A 16,806-nucleotide genomic window follows, 5' to 3' on the forward strand; every position below is an offset into this window, starting at 1 on the left:
CCTTGTTCCGCCCGTGGATGACGACGCTGGAGAGGCCGCCTCTCACGACAGCTTGGCGATGATGGCGCGTAGCGCCTCGCCGCAGCGCCGGACTTCCTCGACCGTGTTGTAGTGGACCAGCGAGGCACGGATGGCGCCGCTGTCCATCGAGAGGTTGAGACGCTTCATCAGCCGTGGCGCGTACATGTGGCCATCGCGGATGCCGATCTGCATCTCGGCCATTTCCTCGACGATCCGCTGCGGTGACAATGTGCCGATGTTGAAGCAGAAGGTCGGCACGCGTTCCGTGATCCGGTCCTCGTCGGCGACGCCATAGATGGTCGCGCCACAATCTTTCAGCACAGCCAGCATCTCGCGCGCCAGCACCAACTCGTAGTCGCGGATGGCGCCCATGCCGGCAACGATGTTGTCGCGCCGCGAACGGTTGTTGGACGGCGCCAGATTGCGGCCTATCAGTTCCAGGTATTGCACGGCGGCATCCATGCCGGAGACGTTCTCGTAGATGAAGGTGCCGGCCTCGACCTTGTAGGGCGGCTCGTCGGGGATGAAATCCTCGCGGAAGGTCGGCAGCCGCTTCAGCGTCTCGAAGCGCCCCCACAGGAAGCCCATATGCGGCGAGAAATTCTTGTAGCCGGAGCAGACGAGATAGTCGCAGTCCCAGGCCTGCACGTCGATCAGTCCATGCGGCCCGTAATGCACGCAGTCGAGGAACACTTCGGCGCCGGCCGCATGCGCGATCTCAGCCACCGAAGCGACATCGACGATCGAGCCGATCGAGTGCGCTGTCACCGTGCAGGCGACCAGGCGGGTGCGGTCCGAAACCAGCGGACGCAGATCGTCGACATGCAGATTGCCGTCCTCACGCATCCGCCACCATTTGAATTTCGCACCGGCCGACTCCAGCGCCAGCCAAGTCGCGATGTTGGCGTCATGATCCATGTCGGTGACGACGATCTCGTCGCGCTCTTGCAGCATCTGGCCGATGCCGAGGCTGACCAGGCGGATGAACGAGGTGGCATTCATGCCGAAGCAGATTTCCGCCGGGCTGTAGGCGTTGATGAGCAGAGCGACGCTTGTCCGCGCATCGGCGACCGATTGGTCGACGGTGACGCTGCGGCCATAGCGGCCGCCACGCTGCACATTGTGCGAAACCAGATGATTGGTCACCGCGTCGAGCACGCTCTGCGGGATCTGCGCGCCGGCGGCGTTGTCCAAAAAGATGAAATCGCCGGCCCGCTGCAAGGCTGGAAACATGGCGCGGATGGTGTCGACGGGGAACGCGCTGGCATTCGCATTGTCGGTTTGATGCTTATTCACGGGTAGGCTCCTGCGGAGGGCTTGGACGGGGTGGGATCGGTTGGCGAGGTCAGCGCTTCTTTTCGGTCTTGAAGCGCTCTTCAAGCAGGCTGACGAGGCGGACCATCGGCCAGAGGAAGATGAGATAGACAAGGGCGGCGCCGATCAGCGGCGATGGGTTGGCGTAGAGCGACTGCGCGTTGGTCGCTTCCTTCAAGAGTTCCGGCAGCGCCACGGTGGACGCGAGCGAGGTGTCCTTGAACATCGAGACGCAGTTGCTGGTCATCGGCGGGATGACGACGCGGATCGCTTGCGGCAGCACCACCTTGCGCAAGGTCAGGAGGAACGGCAGGCCAAGCGCCTGCGACGCCTCGAACTGGCCACGCGGAATGCTCTCGATGCCGGAGCGGAACACCTCGGCCGAGTAGGCCGACATGATGAAGGCGAAGGCTGTCACCGCCGATGCCCAGGACGACAGGCGTATGCCGAGGAAGGGCAGCGCATAGTAGATCAGGATCAGCACGACCAGCACCGGCAGGGCGCGGAAGATGTCGGTGTAGCCGACCGCGAGCCAGCGCAACGGCTTCGGCGCATAGAGCCGCACCAGGCTGATCCCTAGGCCGATGGGGATGCCGATGCCGATGCTCAAAATGCCGAGCAGCAGCGTGTTCAGGAAGCCGCGCAGCAGCGCCGGCAGGCTGGACATGATGACGTCGGGGTTGAAGAAGGTGTCGATCAGCGACATGGGAGCGTTCCCGAACCCCAGAGCAAAGAATGCTCACGTTAAACTCGATGGGCCCGCCGAGGGCAGGAGATCTGCGGCAGAAGCCGGCGGCCAGGCGTGAAAGAATCGTGCCGGCCTGGAAAGCCGGCACGATGTTACCGCAGCCTTCAGCTCAGGCCTTCGGCAGCGGCATTTCCTTCATGGTCGAAGAGTCGGCGGGCGCGTCGCTGCCGAACCACTTCTTGTGGATCGCGGCCAGCGTGCCGTCCTTCTTCATCGCGCTCAGCGCATCGTTCAGCTTGCCGAGCAGCGGGTGGTCCTTGGTCATCATCAGGCCGTATTGCTCACCGGTCTTGATGCGCTCCTTGACCACCAGGTCCTTCATCTTGGTGAAGGAATATTCCATGCCCGGAATGTCGCTGACTGCCGCATCGACGCGGCCGGCGCTGAGGTCGAGCAGCAGGTTCTGCTGCGTGTCGTAGCCCTTCACGTCGCTGAAGCCGTCGGCTTCCTGATGCGCCTTGACCCAGGTTTCACCGGTCGAACCGGACAGCACGCCGACGATCTTGCCCTTGAGGTCGGCCTCGGCCTTGATCGGGCTGTCGGCCTTGGTGGCGATGCCCATATCGGAATCATAATAGGGCTGCGTGAACGACTGTGACTTCAGCCGCTCCGCCGTGATGGTGATCGACGAGATGGCGACGTCGATGCGCTTCGAGGTGGTGGCGGCAAACAGCGCCTGGAAACCGAGATCGGCGATGTCGGTGGTCATGCCGATGCGCTTGGCGGCTTCGTTGACGATGTCGACCTCGAAGCCTTCGAAAGTGCCGCTCTCGTTCTTGAATTCGAAGGGCGGGTTGGTCGGGTAGGCGCCGACATTGAGCATGTCGGCGGCATAGGCGGTGGCGGGGCCGGCGGCGATGCCGATGGCGGCGGCGAGAAGAAGCAATTTGCGACGCGTGAAGCTCATCTGTGTTCCCTCTGTTGTTGATCGGGCGGGTTGCTCCCGCACGGTTTTTTTGCCGCCCCGCTTCACGCAGGGCGTCAATTCATGGCAGCGACCATGCGGTCGCGGCGGCGATGTTGTGTGTTGCAGACCGCGAATCCGCGCGCACGTCATCGAAGGCATGGCGCGTGTTGGATGATGACTGGGGCAGTATGAACGACAAGAACTGAGACTCCCACCCGGAGCACCCACGATGGCTGGCCGGCACGATGGACTGGTCTGCTCGATGGACTGGCCGGCAAGCCCGTCCGGCACGGCAATCGCCATCGACTCCGGAATGCTTATCCAAAGTGCGGCGCTTTTCAAGGCGAAAGTTTTAAGCTTAAAAAGCTGCGGTGTCCGTTGCGTGGCGGACATGGTGCGGCCCGCTGGAACCGATACCCGCGAGCGATGGTGACGCCAAGCTATTTCATGCTTGAAATATTTCTGCGGAGCCGTAGCGTGCGATCTTCGCCGGGAGGTCGCGACATGAACAAACCATACCCCTTGCACGGCCCGAACAGACTGAAGCTAGGCGTCTTTTCAACCAATGCCGATGGCGGGCTCGCCATCACCGATGTGCCGGAGCGCTGGGCGGCGAGCTGGCAGGACAATGTGACCGCAGCCCAGATCGCCGACCGCGCCGGGCTGGAGTTCATGCTGCCGATCGCGCGTTGGCGCGGCTTCGGCGGCCGCAACAAGGTGCGCGAATGGTCGTTCGAGACCTTCACCTGGGCGGCGGCACTCGCCATGGCCACCGAGCAGATCGGCCTGTTCATGACCGTGCATGTGCCGCTGGTGCATCCGCTCTATGCCGCCAAGGCGCTGGCGACGGTCGACCATATCAGCCAGGGACGCGCGGGCTTGAACATCGTCTGCGGCTGGAACCCGAAGGAATTCGGCATGTTCGGCACGCCTTTGGTCGAGAAGGGCTACGATCAGGCGGCCGAATGGATCGAAATCCTGGAAAAGCTTTATGTGTCGGCCGAGCCGCTCGATTACGAAGGCACTTATTACCGCCTCAAGGAGGCTGTCAGCCGGCCGGCCAGTCTGCAGGTTCCGCGCCCCGTGACCATGAACGCCGCCTTCGGCGGGCCGGGCCGCGATTTCGCTGCCGCCCGGTGCGATTATCTGTTCACGACATTTTCGGAAATGAGCGATGCCGGCAAGCATGTCGCCGACATCAGCGAGCGGGCCGATAAGGCAGGCCGCGATGTCGGCGTCTACACCGTGGCGCATGTCGTCTGCCGCCCGACGATGGAAGAGGCGCAGGCCTACTACACGCGCTACGCCGTCGATATGGCCGACCATGACGCCGTCGATGCCCACATGGCCGGCAAGAAGGAATTCTCGCAATCGCACGACCCGCACGCCTATGACCGCTACCGGCAGCGTTTCGCCGGCGGCGCCGGCACCTACCCGCTGATCGGAACGCCGGAAACGATCGCCGCCGACATGGTCGCCATTGCCGGGCACGGCTATCAGGGCATCGCGCTGTCCTTCGTCAACTACACGCAAGAACTGCCCTATTTCTGCGATCACGTGCTGCCGATCTTGAGGCAGGCGGGGCTTCGCGAATAATTTATTCCTGAGGCAGCCAATAATTTATTCCGGAATGACGGCGGTGGCCTGGATTTCGATCTTGGCGCGATCCTCGACCAGCGCCACCACCTGCATGGCGGCCATCGCCGGAAAATGCCGGCCGATGACCTCGCGATAGGCCTCGCCGATACCCCTGAGATTGGCAAGGTATTCGGCCTTGTCGGTGAAGTACCAGGTCATCGAGGTGATGTGCTGCGGCCCCGCGCCGGCTTCCGCCAGCACCGCGACGATGTTCTGAAGCGTTTGCCGCACCTGGCCAACAAAATCGTCGGTCTCGAACTGGCATTGCCCGTTCCAGCCGACCTGTCCGCCGACGAAGACGAGCTGCCCGCGCGCCGCGACGCCATTGGCGTAGCCGACAGGTTTTGCCCAGCCTTCCGGCTGCAGAATCGTGTGCATTCAAAACCTCCCGGTATTCCAAAACCCAATTTTCAAAATCGAACGCTCGTCAATTTGCCGCCGTCAGGCCGCGCCCATCACTTGCCGCGCAATCACCACTTTCTGCACGTCGGAGGCACCCTCATAGATGCGCAGCGCGCGGATCTCGCGATACAGGCTTTCGACGATGTGGCCTTTGCGGACGCCGTCGCCGCCGTGCAGTTGCACGGCCTTGTCGATCACCTCTTGCGCCTTGTCGGTGGCAAACAGCTTGGCCATCGCCGCCTCGCGGGTGACGCGGGCAGCGCCCATGTCCTTGGTCCAGGCGGCACGATAGACCAGCAGCGCCGCCGCATCGACATCGAGCGCCATGTCGGCGATGTGCCCCTGCACCATTTGCAATTCGGCCATCGGCGCGCCGAACAGTTTGCGCTCGGCCACGCGTTTGATGCTTTCATCCAGTGCACGGCGGGCAAAGCCGAGTGCCGCCGCACCGACGGTCGAGCGGAACACATCGAGCACCGACATGGCGATGCGGAAGCCGTCGCCTGGCTTGCCGATCAGTGCGGTGGCCGGCAGGCGGACCCGCTCGAAAGACAGCCGCGCCAGCGGATGCGGCGCGATCACTTCGAGCCGTTCGGCGATGCCAAGGCCCTTGGCGTCGCCAGGCACGAGGAAAGCGGAAAGTCCCTTGGCGCCCGGCGCCTCGCCGGTGCGGGCAAAGACGACATAGAGGTCGGCGATGCCGCCATTGGAGATCCAGGTTTTTTCGCCTGTAAGAACGTAGCTGTCGCCGTCGCGGGTCGCCGTCATTTCCGTGTTGGCGACATCTGATCCCGAGCGCGGCTCCGACAGGGCGAAGGCTGATATCGCCTTGCCGGCGCGCGTCTTCGAAAGCCATTGCTGCTGCTCCACCGTGCCGAACAGGCTGAGCGCGCCGGTGCCCAGCCCTTGCATGGCGAAGGCAAAGTCGGCCAACCCGTCATGGCGGGCGAGCGTCTCGCGCGTGATGCACAAAGTGCGGACGTCGAGGGGGCCCGGATTGTCGGTGTCGAGCGCCGTCGGCTTCAGCCAGCCGTCTCGGCCGAGCTTGCTGACCAGCTCGCGGCAGGCGGCGTCGACATCATGGTGATCGACTGGGAGGTTGGTCGTGCACCATGCCTCGAGGTGCTCGGCGAGGTGGCGATGGCGGTCTTCGAAGAACGGCCAGGAGAGGAAGGAACGATCAGGCATTGGTGGCCCCGCTATTGAGGCCTTGCGCACTACGGCGCCCCCCTCCCGCCAACGTCTCCACGCAAAGCATCATCCTCAATCCCCCTCGAACACCGGCTTTTCCTTGGCCACGAACGCCTTGTAGGCGCGTTCGAAGTCGCGGGTCTGCATGCAGATCGCTTGCGCCTGCGCTTCCGCCTCGATCGCCTGGTCGAGGCCCATCGACCATTCCTGGTTGAGCTGGGTCTTGGTGATGCCGTGCGCGAAGGTCGGGCCGGAGACGATGCGCGCCGCCATGTCGAGCGCGTCGGCTTCAAGCGCGGCGGCATCGACCAGCCGGTTGTAGAAACCCCAGCGTTCGCCTTCATCAGCCGTCATGGTGCGGCCGGTGTAGAGCAGCTCGGCGGCGCGGCCCTGGCCGATGATGCGCGGCAGGATCGCGCAGGCGCCCATATCGCAGCCGGCGAGGCCGACGCGGGTAAACAGGAACGCGGTCTTGGCTTCCGGCGTGGCGATGCGGATGTCGGAGCTCATCGCAATGATGGCGCCGGCGCCGACCGCGACGCCGTCGACCGCCGCAATGATCGGCTTGCCGCAATTCAGCATCGCCTTGACGAAATCGCCGGTCATGCGGGTGAAGGCCAGGAGCTCCTTCATGTCCATTTTGACCAGCGGGCCGATAATGTCGTGGACATCGCCGCCGGAGCAGAAATTGCCGCCATTGGAAAGGAACACCACGGCGTCGACATCGTCGGCATAGACGAGGTCGCGGAACGTGTCGCGGAGTTCCGCATAGCTGTCGAAGGTCAGCGGGTTCTTGCGCTCCGGCCGATCGAGCCGGACCTTGGCGGTCCTGCCCTCGACCTCCCAGAGGAAATGCTTCGGCTTGCGCCCGGCCATTGCGGTCATTCGCGTCCCTCCCAGTTGCTGCGGAACGAGGTCAGCATGCCGGTCAGCCGGCGCGCGTCGTCCTCACTGACCTTGCCCAGCAATTCGCCGATCCAGCCTTCATGCGCCGCGGCGATCGCGGCAAAAGCCTGCGTGCCTTCCTCGGTCAGCCGCACCATCGAGGTGCGGCGGTCGCCATTGCGCCGCGCGCGGGCGACAAGTCCTTCCGAAACCAGCCGGTCGACGATGCCCGTGACATTGCCGTTGGAGACCAGCAGGAAGCGCGACAGGTCGCTCATCAGCATGCCTTCCGGCGCGCGATAAAGCGCTGCCATCACGTCGAAGCGCGGCAGCGTGGTGTTGAAGTCCTTCTTCAGCCGCTCGCGCAGCTCGGCCTCGATCGTGCGCGAGGCACGCAGCAGCCTGATCCACAGACGCAAGCGGTCCTTGCCGGGTCCCGACGGCGCGGGCAGGGGGCCGGCTACCATGTTTCGCCTCCTGAGAGGGAAATCGCCTGTCCGGTGATCGATTGGGCGGCGTCGCCGCACAGCCACAGCACGGCGGCGGCGACCTCATCCGGCTGGATGAAGCGGCCTTGCGGGTTGGTCGAGGCAAGGCTCGATCGCGCTTGCTCGACCGAGCGGCCGGTCTTCTCGATGATGCGCCGGATGGACTCTTCCAGCATTTCGGTTTCCACAAAGCCTGGGCACACCGCGTTGACGGTGACGCCGGATTTCACTGTTTCGGCGGCAAGCGCCCGCATCAGGCCGATGACGCCATGCTTGGCGGCGACGTAAGACGCGACGTAGGCGTAGCCTTTCAGGCCGGCGGTCGAGGCGATGAAAACAATTCGTCCCGTTTTCCGCGCGGCCATGCCGGCCAGCGCGGGCTTCACCGTCAGGAAGGCGCCGGTCAGATTGACGTCGAGCGTCCGCTGCCAGTCGCTGAGCGCGGTTTTGTGCGCTGGCGCGCTGCCGGCCATGCCGGCATTGGCGACGACGATGTCGAACGGGCCGCGCGCGGCTTGCGCCCTCTCGTAGAGCGCTGCCATTGCCGCCTCGTCGGTGACATCGGCGGCGATGCCAGAGATGCGGTCGTTTTCGCCGGCCACCTTGGCGAGCTCTGCTTCCCGGCGGCCGCAGATGGTGACGCCGATGCCGGCAGCAGCCAGCGCCAGCGCGATGGCCCGCCCGACGCCGGAGCCGCCGCCAGTGACCAGCGCATGCTTGCCGGGTATCGTCGCGGCGGCCGTCATACTTTCAGCCCCGCTGCGGCGTCGCGCTCGGCCAGACGGTAGAGCTGGTCGCGTCCGGGCAGATAGGGATCAGGCCATTTGACACCGCGGTCGCCGAGCGTGACGGCGGCATGCAGTGTCCAGTAGGGATCGGCAAGATGCGGCCGCGCCAGCGCCACCAGGTCGGCGCGGCCGGCCATCAGGATCGAATTGACATGGTCCGGCTCGTAGATGTTGCCGACCGCCATCGTCGCCATGCCGACCTCGTTGCGGATGCGGTCGGAAAACGGCGTTTGGAACATGCGGCCATAGACAGGCTTGGCCAGTGCCGAGGTCTGGCCTGCCGAGACATCGCAGATGTCGACGCCGGCCTCATGCAGCAGCCGCGCGATCTCGACCGCGTCGGCCGGCGTCACGCCCTCGATGCCGACCCAGTCATTGGCCGAAATGCGCATCGAGATCGGCTTCTCCGCCGGCCAGGCGGCGCGCACCGCGCGGAAGATTTCGAGGGGATAGCGCATGCGATTGTCCAGCGAACCGCCATATTCATCCGTGCGCCGGTTGGTGACCGGCGTGATGAAGGACGACAAGAGATAGCCATGCGCGGCGTGGATTTCGAGCATGTCGAAGCCGCAACGATCGGCCATCTCGGTGGACGCCACGAATTCGTCGCGCACGCGGTCCATGTCGGCGCGGTTCATCGCCTTCGGCACCTGATTCTGCGGCGACCACGCAACGGCCGAAGCCGCCATCACCGGCCAGTTGCCTGAGACCAACGGCACGTCAGTGCCCTCCCAGCCGAGCCGGGTCGAGCCCTTGGCGCCGGAGTGGCCGATCTGGGCGCAGATCTTGGCCTCGGTCTCGGTGTGGACGAAATCGACCAGCCGCTTCCACGCCACCTCATGCTTGGGCGCGTAGAAGCCGGGACAGCCGGGCGTGATGCGCCCTTCCGGGCTGACGCAGGTCATCTCGATATAGAGGAGGCCGGCGCCGCCCTTGGCGCGCTCGGCGTAGTGGGTGAAATGCCAGTCGGTCGGACAGCCGTCGACAGCCTTGTACTGCGCCATCGGCGAAACGACGACGCGGTTCTGCAGCCTCATGTCGCGCAGCTTGAACGGCGCGAACATCGGCGCGCGGCGCAGGCTGTTGCCGCCGGCGCCCGCCTGGCGCTGGAACCATTCTTCCGCGCTTTCAAGCCATTCGGCATCGCGCAGTCGCAGATTCTCGTGGCTGATACGCTGCGAGCGGGTCAAAAGCGAATAGTTGAACTGCACCGGATCGAGGCCGAGATAGCGCTCGACCTCCTCGAACCATTCCAGCGAATTGCGCGCCGCCGATTGCAGCTTGAGCACCTCGGTGCGGCGGGCATCCTCATATCTGCGGAAGGCGGCATCCAAGTCCGGCTCGGTTTCGACATATTCGGCCAGCGCCACAGCACTTTCCAGTGCCAGCTTGGTGCCGGAGCCGATCGAGAAATGCGCCGACGCCGCCGCATCGCCCATCAGCGCGAGATTCTTGTAAGACCAGCGCTCGCACAGCACGCGCGGGAAATTGATCCAGGCCGAACCGCGGATATGGTTGGCATTCGTCATCAAGGCGTGGCCGCCGAGATGTTTTTCGAAGATCCGCTCACAAACGGCGATCGATTCCTGCTGCGACATCGCACCGAAGCCGAAGGCAGCCCAGGTCTGCTCGCTGCACTCGACGATGAAGGTCGCGGTGTCGCTGTCGAACTGGTAGGCGTGGGCCCACACCCAGCCATGCTCGGTTTTCTCGAAGATGAAGGTGAAGGCGTCGTCGAATTTCTGGTTGGTGCCGAGCCAGACGAACTTGCATTTGCGGGTGTCGATGTCGGGCTTGAAGATGTCGACGAAGCTGTTGCGCGCCCTTGAGTTCAGGCCGTCGGCAGCGACGACCAGATCATGCGTCGCCATGTAGGGCTTGGGATCTGCAATGTCGGTCTCGAACATCAGCTTGACGCCGAGTTCACGCGCCCGGCGCTGCAGCAGGACCAGCAGCCGCTTGCGGCCGATGCCGCAGAAACCGTGCCCTGACGAGACCGTGCGCACGCCGTCATGAATGACGGCGATGTCGTCCCAGTAGGCAAAGTGCTTCTTGATCCAGACGGCGCTGACCGGATCGTTTTTCGACAGATTGTCGAGCGTTTCGGCCGACAGCACGACGCCCCAGCCGAACGTGTCGTCGGCGCGGTTGCGCTCGAACACCGTCACATCGTGGGCGGCGTCCCTCAGTTTCATCGAAATGGCAAAGTAGAGGCCGGCTGGTCCGCCGCCGAGAACCGCAACCTTCATCTGTGCGATCTCCTCTTCGCTTGCTGGAGTTCAGTATCGCGCCGGCGACAAGATATTTCAAGCTTAAAGTTTTATATCAGAACGATCGTCCTGACATGGCGAAAGCGCGCCTGCGTGTCATCGCGCAAGCGCGCTGCCGGATCACTTTTCCGGGCTCTTCGGGCTCCACAACACCGTCTCGGCGCCCTTCTCATAGGCCATCCCGTCGGGATAGCTGATCGCTTCCAGTTGCAGCCCCCAGGGCGCCTGGAAATAGAGGATGGTCTGGCCGGCGGCGGGTCCTTCCTTGACCGGCAATGGTCCCAAGCGTGTCTTGACGCCCTTGCCGTCGAGATAGGCTTTGGCAGCGGCGACGTCGTCGACATAGAAGGCGATGTGGAAGCCGCCGATGTCGCTGTTCTTCGGCGTCAGGTTCTTCTGGTCCGGCGCGGTGTATTTGAACAGCTCGATGTTCGAGCCGTAGCCACAACGCACCATGGTGACCTCTTCGATCACTGCCTTCGGATCGACGCCCAGAAGATCCTGCATGAACGTGCCCTTGTCGTCGGCGAACGGGCCGAACGACATCGCCTTCTTGCAGCCGACCACTTCTGTGAAGAAGTCGACCGCCTGCTTCATGTCGGGAACCGTGATGCCGGTGTGGTCGTGGCCGCGCATGCCCGGGATGGAATCCGCCGAGGCCATGCCGGCGCTGCCGAGCATAGCGGCGGCGAGCGTCGCAATTGCGATTGTGGTCTTCATGTCAGTCCTCTCCATTTGGCGGGACTTGGGTCTTTGTGGTCGCACGTCCGAGGCCCGCTCGTCGGCGTGCGTATGCATTCATGGCGGCGGCTTGGCTGCGGAAGGAATGTCGAGCCAGTTCGCATCGATCTCGGGCAGCGGAATGGCCGCGATGAGATCGCGCGTGTAGCTTTGCCGCGGCTTGTCGAACAAGGTGTCGGTGGCGCTCGCTTCGACGATCGCGCCTTCGCGCATGACGATCACCTGCCGGCACAGCCGCCGGATGACCGACAGATCGTGGCTGATGAAAGCGACGGTCAGCCCCATCTCCGCGGCAAGCTCCTCCAGCAGGGTGAGGATCTGCGCCTGCGTCGAGACGTCGAGGCCCGAGACGATCTCGTCGGCGAGCACGAATTTTGGCGACAGCGCCAGAGCGCGCGCAATGCCGACGCGCTGGCGCTGGCCGCCCGACAGTTCGTGCCGATAGCGGCTGGCGAAACTTTGCGGCAGGCCGACACGCTGCAGCGCCTCGGCGACGCGCGCCTTCAGGTTGTCGCCAAGACCATTCTGCTTCAAAGGCGCGGCGATAATGCTGGCAATGGTGCGGCGCGGGTTGAGCGACGACATCGGATCTTGAAAAATCATCTGCAGATTGCGCCGCAGCGGCCGCAGCTCCGCTTCCGGCAGATTGGTGATGTTGCGGCCGTCGAAGTTGATGCTGCCGGCGCTTGGCTGCAGCAGGCGCACCAGCGCGCGGCCGAGCGTCGACTTGCCCGAACCGGATTCGCCGACAATGCCGGTCACCGAGCCCCGCGGCAGGTCGAAGTCCAGGCCCTTCAGGATTTCGGCCAATGGCGCGCGGCCGATCAGTGGCTTGCGAGTCATGTCGGGCAGCGCGACCTTCAGCCCGCGCACGGAGAACAACGGTTCAACCATGCGACCGCCTCCAGGCTTGGTCGGCGGCAGCGATCTCCGAAGCAAGTCCGGCCAGCACCGCCTCGTCCACCGGTCTTAGCGAGGCGAAAGGATCGGTGTAGCGTGGCGTCGCCGCGATCAGCGCCCGTGTGTAGGGGTGCTGCGGCGCGGCGAAGAGCGCTGCGGTCTCGGCCTCCTCCACCACCTTGCCGGCATAGAGCACCGAGACCCTCTGGCTGATCTTGGCGACGACGCCGAGATCATGGGTGACGAACAGGATCGCCGTGCCATGCTCGCGCTGCAACGCAGCGATCAGCCGCAGGATCTGCTTCTGCACGGTGACGTCGAGCGCCGTGGTCGGTTCGTCGGCGACGATCAGCCTTGGCTCGGCGGCGAAGGCGGCAGCGATCAGCACGCGCTGGCGCATGCCGCCGGACAGTTCGTGCGGATAGCTTTTGAGCACGCGGTCGGGGTCGCGGATCTGCACCTCGTCGAGCAACTGGCGAATGCGGGTATCGGCCTTCTCGCCACTCCAGCCGAGGATGCGCACCAGCCGGTCGGTCATCTGCGAGCCGATGCGGCGTGACGGGTTGAGAGCGGTCAGCGGGTCCTGCGGGACTAGCGCCGTGCATGCCCCGATCAGCGTGCGCCGCGCCTTGGGCTGCAATTTGCCGAGGTCTTCGCCCTCGAGCCGCATGTCGCCTTCGACGATGCGCACGCTCGACGGCAGCACACCGAGCACCGCCTTGCCGATCATCGTCTTGCCGGCGCCGCTTTCGCCGACCAGCGCGCGGACCTCGCCGGGCTGAACGGCAAGCGACACCGAGCGCAATACGCGCTGGCCGTTGGGCAGCACGGCGCTCAGATCCCTGACGTCGAGACAGGCGCTCATCGCAGCACCGGATCGAAACGCATCTTCAGCGCCTCGCCGAACTGGCTGAACGACAGCACGGTCAGGATCAGCGTGATCAGCGGAAATACGAGCACCCACCAGGCCTGGTGGATCGACAGCCGGCCCTCGGCGATGATGCCGCCCCAGGTCGGGTCGTCGGTCGAGATCGACAGATTGACGAAGGACAGGATCGCCTCGACGATGACGGCGATGCCCATTTCCAGCGACAGCAGCACCACGATTGACGGCACCACATTGGGCAGCACTTCGCGCAGCATGATGCCGATGCGGCCATAGCCGGCGATGCGGGCATTCTCGACATAGTCCATGCGCGACTGGCCCATCGTCTCGGCACGGATCACCCGGCAGAAACGCGTCCAGTCGATGATGGCGATGGCGAGGATGACGGAACTCAAGCCTGTGCCGAGCACCGCAACCAAAAGGATGGCGAACAGCACCGGCGGAAATGCCATCCAGACATCGACGATGCGCGAGATGATGCGGTCGGCCCAGCCGCCGAAATAGCCGGCTATGAGCCCCAGCATCGAGCCGACCAGGCAGGCGGCGATGGCCGCGGCGAAAGCGACGATGAAGGCGATGCGGCCGCCGAAGATCAGTCGCGACAACAGATCGCGGCCGAGGCTGTCGGTGCCGAGCCAATAGCCGGGTTCGGCGCCGGCCATCCAGAACGGCGGCAACCGTTCCAGCATCAAATCCTGCGCCAGCGGATCCTGCGGCGCGACCAGCGGCGCGAAGATTGCCGCCAGAAGCGCCAGCAGCAGCCAGCCGCCGGCCAGCCACAGACGCGGCGACACAGCTCGTCTTTGAGCGCGGCCCTCATCCATGGCGCAGCCTTGGATTGAGCAGCGCGTACATCATGTCGACGCTGAGGTTGATCAGCACGAGCAGCAGCGCGAAGACCAGAACGATGCCCTGGATCAGCGGCAGGTCGCGGTTGATGACGGCGTCGATCGCCATGTTGCCGAGGCCTTCATAGGAAAACAGCCGTTCGACGATGACGGTGCCGCCGATGAGGAAGGTGAACTGCACGCCGACCAGCGTCAGCGTCGGCAGCGCGGCATTCTTCAGCGCTTCGCGCAGGATGACCTGTGTTTCCGAGAATCCCTTGACCCGCGCCAGCACGACGTAGTCGAGGTCGAGCACTTCCTTCAGCGACTGTTTCAGCAGCTGCGAGATGATCGCCGCCAGCGGCAGCGCCAGCGCCACGGCCGGCATCAGCATGTGTTTCAGCAGATCCCAGGTCAGGTCGAGGCGCAGACGAAGCAAGCTCTCGAACAGATAAAACTGGGTGACGAAGGGCAGGTCGAGTTGCGGCGACACCCGGCCGGAAATGTCGAAGATCGGCACCAGCACGCCGAACAGCAGGATCAGCACCAGGCCCCACAGGAAGTCGGGAATGGAAAGCGCCGCGCCGCTGGCGATGTCGATGCCGGCCTCGACCGCCGTGCCGCGTTCGCGCGCGCCGATGATTGCCGTCGTGCCGCCGAGCGCCACCGCCATCACAAGCGCGACGATGGCAAGCTCCAGCGTCGCTGGCAGCCGGTTGAAGACGAGACCCAGCACATCCTGCCTGAGCGAAATCGAGGTGCCGAAATCGCCCCTGGCGACGCCTGACAGCCAGATGAAGAATTGCTGCACGATGGTCTTGTCGAGGCCGTAGAGCGCTCGCAGCCGGGCAATGTCGGCATCCGTAGCACCAGGCGGCAGCATCATGGCGATCGGATCGCCGGGCGCGACGCGGATCACGACAAAGACGACGACGGCCACGCCGAACAGCGTGATCAGCATCGTCAGCAGACGGATCAGGAATCTTTGCAGGAGCATTCTGGCGTAGGCCTAATGCGTTTCGGTGACTGATGGAACGAAGACCCCTCATCCGGCCGCTTCGCGGCCACCTTCTCCCCGAGGGGAGAAGAGGTCGCTGACGGCTGAGCCGGTCTCTTCTCCCCAGCGGGGAGAAGGTGGCCCGAAGGGCCGGATGAGGGGGCCTGCGCAAGTTGGGAGAAGGCATGCCGGCTTTGCGACAGCGCGCCTTTCTCGACTCTCTCAGGCCGGGGTCATCAGGGCCGGCAGCAGCGCGCCCGACACATGCTGAACCACATTGACGCCCTTGGCATGGACGATGGGCTGCGCATACTGCATCAGCGGCAGCACATAGGCCTGCTCGGCGATGTATTTGTCGACAGCCTTCCAGCCGGCGATGCGCTTGGCCTCGTCCTTCTCGCCCCACAGCGGGTTGATCATGTCGATCAAATCCTGGCTGTCCCACACCGAATGCGGGCTCGGGCCGTACATGGCAAAGCCGGTCGAGGTGGTCGGATCGCCGATGGCGTTGCCCCAGTTGTAGAAGGCGGCCGGCGCCAGCTTATCGGCGGCGCGCAGTTCGTAGTGCTTTGCGATCTCGTAGACCTCGATCGTCGCCTCGATGCCGACCTTGCGCCACATGCCGACGATCGCCTGGATCATCTCATAGTCCTTGGGCTTGAAGCCCTTGGTCGTCTGGATGGTGAACTTGACCGGCTTTTCCGGCGAATAGCCGGAGGCAGCCAGCAATTCCTTGGCCTTTTCCGGATTGTGCTCGACCTTGATCGACGCGTCGTAGGATGCGTATTCCGGCGTTTCCAGCGTATCGATCGGCTGTCCGTAGCCGCGCAGCAGGCGATCGACCAGCAGCTTCTTGTCGACGGCCATCACGGCGGCCTGACGGACGTTCTTGTCCAGCATCGCCTCGATGTCGTTGAAGAAGATCATGCCGATGTCGGAAACGTTCTTGCACGAGCCGGCCAGCCCGTCCTTGGCGATCAGCCGGTCATACTCCTCGTAGGGGATTTCGAGCGTCACTTGCGAGGAGCCGGATTCGATCTCGGCGACGCGGCTTGCCGCGTCGGCGACGAACTTGATCGTCACATTCTCGAAGGCCGGCTTGCCGCCCCAGTAGTTCGGGTTTGCCTTGAGCCGCAGGAAAGCGTTGCGCTCGAACTTTTCCACCATGTAGGGCCCGGTGCCGATCGGCGCCTTCTCGAAACCTTCGGCGCCGACCTTCTCGTAATAGGCCTTCGGCATGATGTAGCCGGTCAGGAACGACATCCATTTGAAATAGACCGGGTCGAACTGCACGACGTCGCCGGTGATCTTGTTGCCATCGATCTTGAAGTTGTTGACGTTCTTCCAGACGAACTGGATCGGGTTGCCGGTCTTTTCGTCGCCTGCCCGCTGCAGCGACCAGACCACGTCCTCGGCCGTGAACGGCGAGCCGTCATGCCAGGTCACGCCTTCGCGCACCGTCATCATGATCTTGGTGCGGTCGTCGTTCCAGCCCCATTCGGTGAGCAGGCCCGGCGCGAAGGACAAATCGGGCTTTTGCGGGATGAATTGGTCGAACACCGACTGGTAAAGCCCCTGGATGGTCGGGTTGACGGCCGAGGGTCCGGTGGTCGGATCCCAGGATGGCAGGTTGACGTTGTAGGCGATGGTCAGTTCGCCGGCAGCTGCCTTGGCGATCTGCGGCAGGCCGACGGCGGCCACCCCAAGTGCCGCAGCGCTGTATCCGAGCAATTCCCGTCTGTTGATTGTCATGGTCGTTCCCCTTGTTGGTTTTGTTTCTGCGCGGCGTCTTCAGGTCATTGG

At 64.1% G+C, this 16,806-nt stretch carries 16 protein-coding genes; 1 reads left to right on the forward strand and 15 read right to left on the reverse strand.

Annotated features, from left to right (window positions below; genetic code table 11):
* Positions 1–42: 42 nt before the first annotated feature.
* The 3 genes from A4R29_RS02920 to A4R29_RS02930 form a co-directional block, all read right to left on the reverse strand.
* Complete coding sequence (locus tag A4R29_RS02920; protein WP_063171134.1) at positions 43–1,317, reverse strand: cysteine desulfurase-like protein; 1,275 nt, start codon at positions 1,315–1,317, stop codon at positions 43–45.
* Positions 1,318–1,366: 49 nt separating this feature from the next.
* On the reverse strand, positions 1,367–2,041 hold the full coding sequence (locus A4R29_RS02925; protein ID WP_013527987.1) for an amino acid ABC transporter permease: 675 nt from the start codon (positions 2,039–2,041) through the stop codon (positions 1,367–1,369).
* A gap of 151 nt (positions 2,042–2,192) precedes the next feature.
* Positions 2,193–2,990 carry an ABC transporter substrate-binding protein gene (locus tag A4R29_RS02930; RefSeq protein WP_013527986.1) on the reverse strand — a complete coding sequence of 266 codons (798 nt, stop codon included), beginning with the start codon at positions 2,988–2,990 and terminating at the stop codon, positions 2,193–2,195.
* Between the two features lie 504 nt (positions 2,991–3,494).
* On the opposite strand from A4R29_RS02930, the gene A4R29_RS02935 reads away from it, so the two are divergent.
* On the forward strand, positions 3,495–4,586 hold the full coding sequence (locus A4R29_RS02935; RefSeq protein WP_063171135.1) for an LLM class flavin-dependent oxidoreductase: 1,092 nt from the start codon (positions 3,495–3,497) through the stop codon (positions 4,584–4,586).
* A 24-nt stretch (positions 4,587–4,610) separates the two neighbouring features.
* On the opposite strand, the gene A4R29_RS02940 is transcribed toward A4R29_RS02935, so the two are convergent.
* The 12 genes from A4R29_RS02940 to A4R29_RS02995 form a co-directional block, all read right to left on the reverse strand.
* On the reverse strand, positions 4,611–5,006 hold the full coding sequence (locus A4R29_RS02940) for a RidA family protein (protein WP_063171136.1): 396 nt from the start codon (positions 5,004–5,006) through the stop codon (positions 4,611–4,613).
* A 63-nt stretch (positions 5,007–5,069) separates the two neighbouring features.
* A complete protein-coding gene (locus A4R29_RS02945) occupies positions 5,070–6,218 on the reverse strand; it encodes an acyl-CoA dehydrogenase family protein (protein ID WP_063171137.1) in 1,149 nt (382 codons plus the stop codon).
* Between the two features lie 75 nt (positions 6,219–6,293).
* Positions 6,294–7,106 carry an enoyl-CoA hydratase family protein gene (locus tag A4R29_RS02950; protein WP_063171138.1) on the reverse strand — a complete coding sequence of 271 codons (813 nt, stop codon included), beginning with the start codon at positions 7,104–7,106 and terminating at the stop codon, positions 6,294–6,296.
* A complete protein-coding gene (locus A4R29_RS02955; RefSeq protein ID WP_013527979.1) occupies positions 7,103–7,573 on the reverse strand; it encodes a MarR family winged helix-turn-helix transcriptional regulator in 471 nt (156 codons plus the stop codon). The genes A4R29_RS02950 and A4R29_RS02955 overlap by 4 nt, the downstream gene beginning before the upstream one ends.
* Positions 7,567–8,340 (reverse strand): SDR family NAD(P)-dependent oxidoreductase, encoded by a 774-nt coding sequence (locus A4R29_RS02960; RefSeq protein ID WP_063171139.1) that lies wholly within the window; start codon positions 8,338–8,340, stop codon positions 7,567–7,569. Before A4R29_RS02960 ends, A4R29_RS02955 begins: the two co-directional genes overlap by 7 nt.
* Positions 8,337–10,631 (reverse strand): bifunctional salicylyl-CoA 5-hydroxylase/oxidoreductase, encoded by a 2,295-nt coding sequence (locus tag A4R29_RS02965; RefSeq protein WP_063171140.1) that lies wholly within the window; start codon positions 10,629–10,631, stop codon positions 8,337–8,339. The genes A4R29_RS02960 and A4R29_RS02965 overlap by 4 nt, the downstream gene beginning before the upstream one ends.
* A gap of 141 nt (positions 10,632–10,772) precedes the next feature.
* Positions 10,773–11,372 (reverse strand): VOC family protein, encoded by a 600-nt coding sequence (locus A4R29_RS02970; protein ID WP_063171141.1) that lies wholly within the window; start codon positions 11,370–11,372, stop codon positions 10,773–10,775.
* Positions 11,373–11,450: 78 nt separating this feature from the next.
* Entirely contained in the window at positions 11,451–12,287 is an 837-nt protein-coding gene (locus A4R29_RS02975) for an ATP-binding cassette domain-containing protein (RefSeq protein ID WP_063171142.1), read from the reverse strand.
* Positions 12,280–13,158, reverse strand: a complete 879-nt coding sequence (locus A4R29_RS02980; RefSeq protein WP_063171143.1) for an ABC transporter ATP-binding protein — start codon at positions 13,156–13,158, stop codon at positions 12,280–12,282. Before A4R29_RS02980 ends, A4R29_RS02975 begins: the two co-directional genes overlap by 8 nt.
* The gene (locus tag A4R29_RS02985; RefSeq protein WP_063171144.1) at positions 13,155–14,003 is read right to left on the reverse strand and encodes an ABC transporter permease; all 849 of its coding nucleotides are present in this window, start codon (positions 14,001–14,003) and stop codon (positions 13,155–13,157) included. Before A4R29_RS02985 ends, A4R29_RS02980 begins: the two co-directional genes overlap by 4 nt.
* Positions 13,996–15,003, reverse strand: a complete 1,008-nt coding sequence (locus A4R29_RS02990; protein WP_063171145.1) for an ABC transporter permease — start codon at positions 15,001–15,003, stop codon at positions 13,996–13,998. The genes A4R29_RS02985 and A4R29_RS02990 overlap by 8 nt, the downstream gene beginning before the upstream one ends.
* A 222-nt stretch (positions 15,004–15,225) precedes the next feature.
* The gene (locus tag A4R29_RS02995) at positions 15,226–16,755 is read right to left on the reverse strand and encodes an ABC transporter substrate-binding protein (RefSeq protein WP_063171146.1); all 1,530 of its coding nucleotides are present in this window, start codon (positions 16,753–16,755) and stop codon (positions 15,226–15,228) included.
* Positions 16,756–16,806: the final 51 nt, after the last annotated feature.

Source organism: Mesorhizobium ciceri biovar biserrulae (assembly GCF_001618845.1).
Classification (GTDB): domain Bacteria; phylum Pseudomonadota; class Alphaproteobacteria; order Rhizobiales; family Rhizobiaceae; genus Mesorhizobium; species Mesorhizobium ciceri.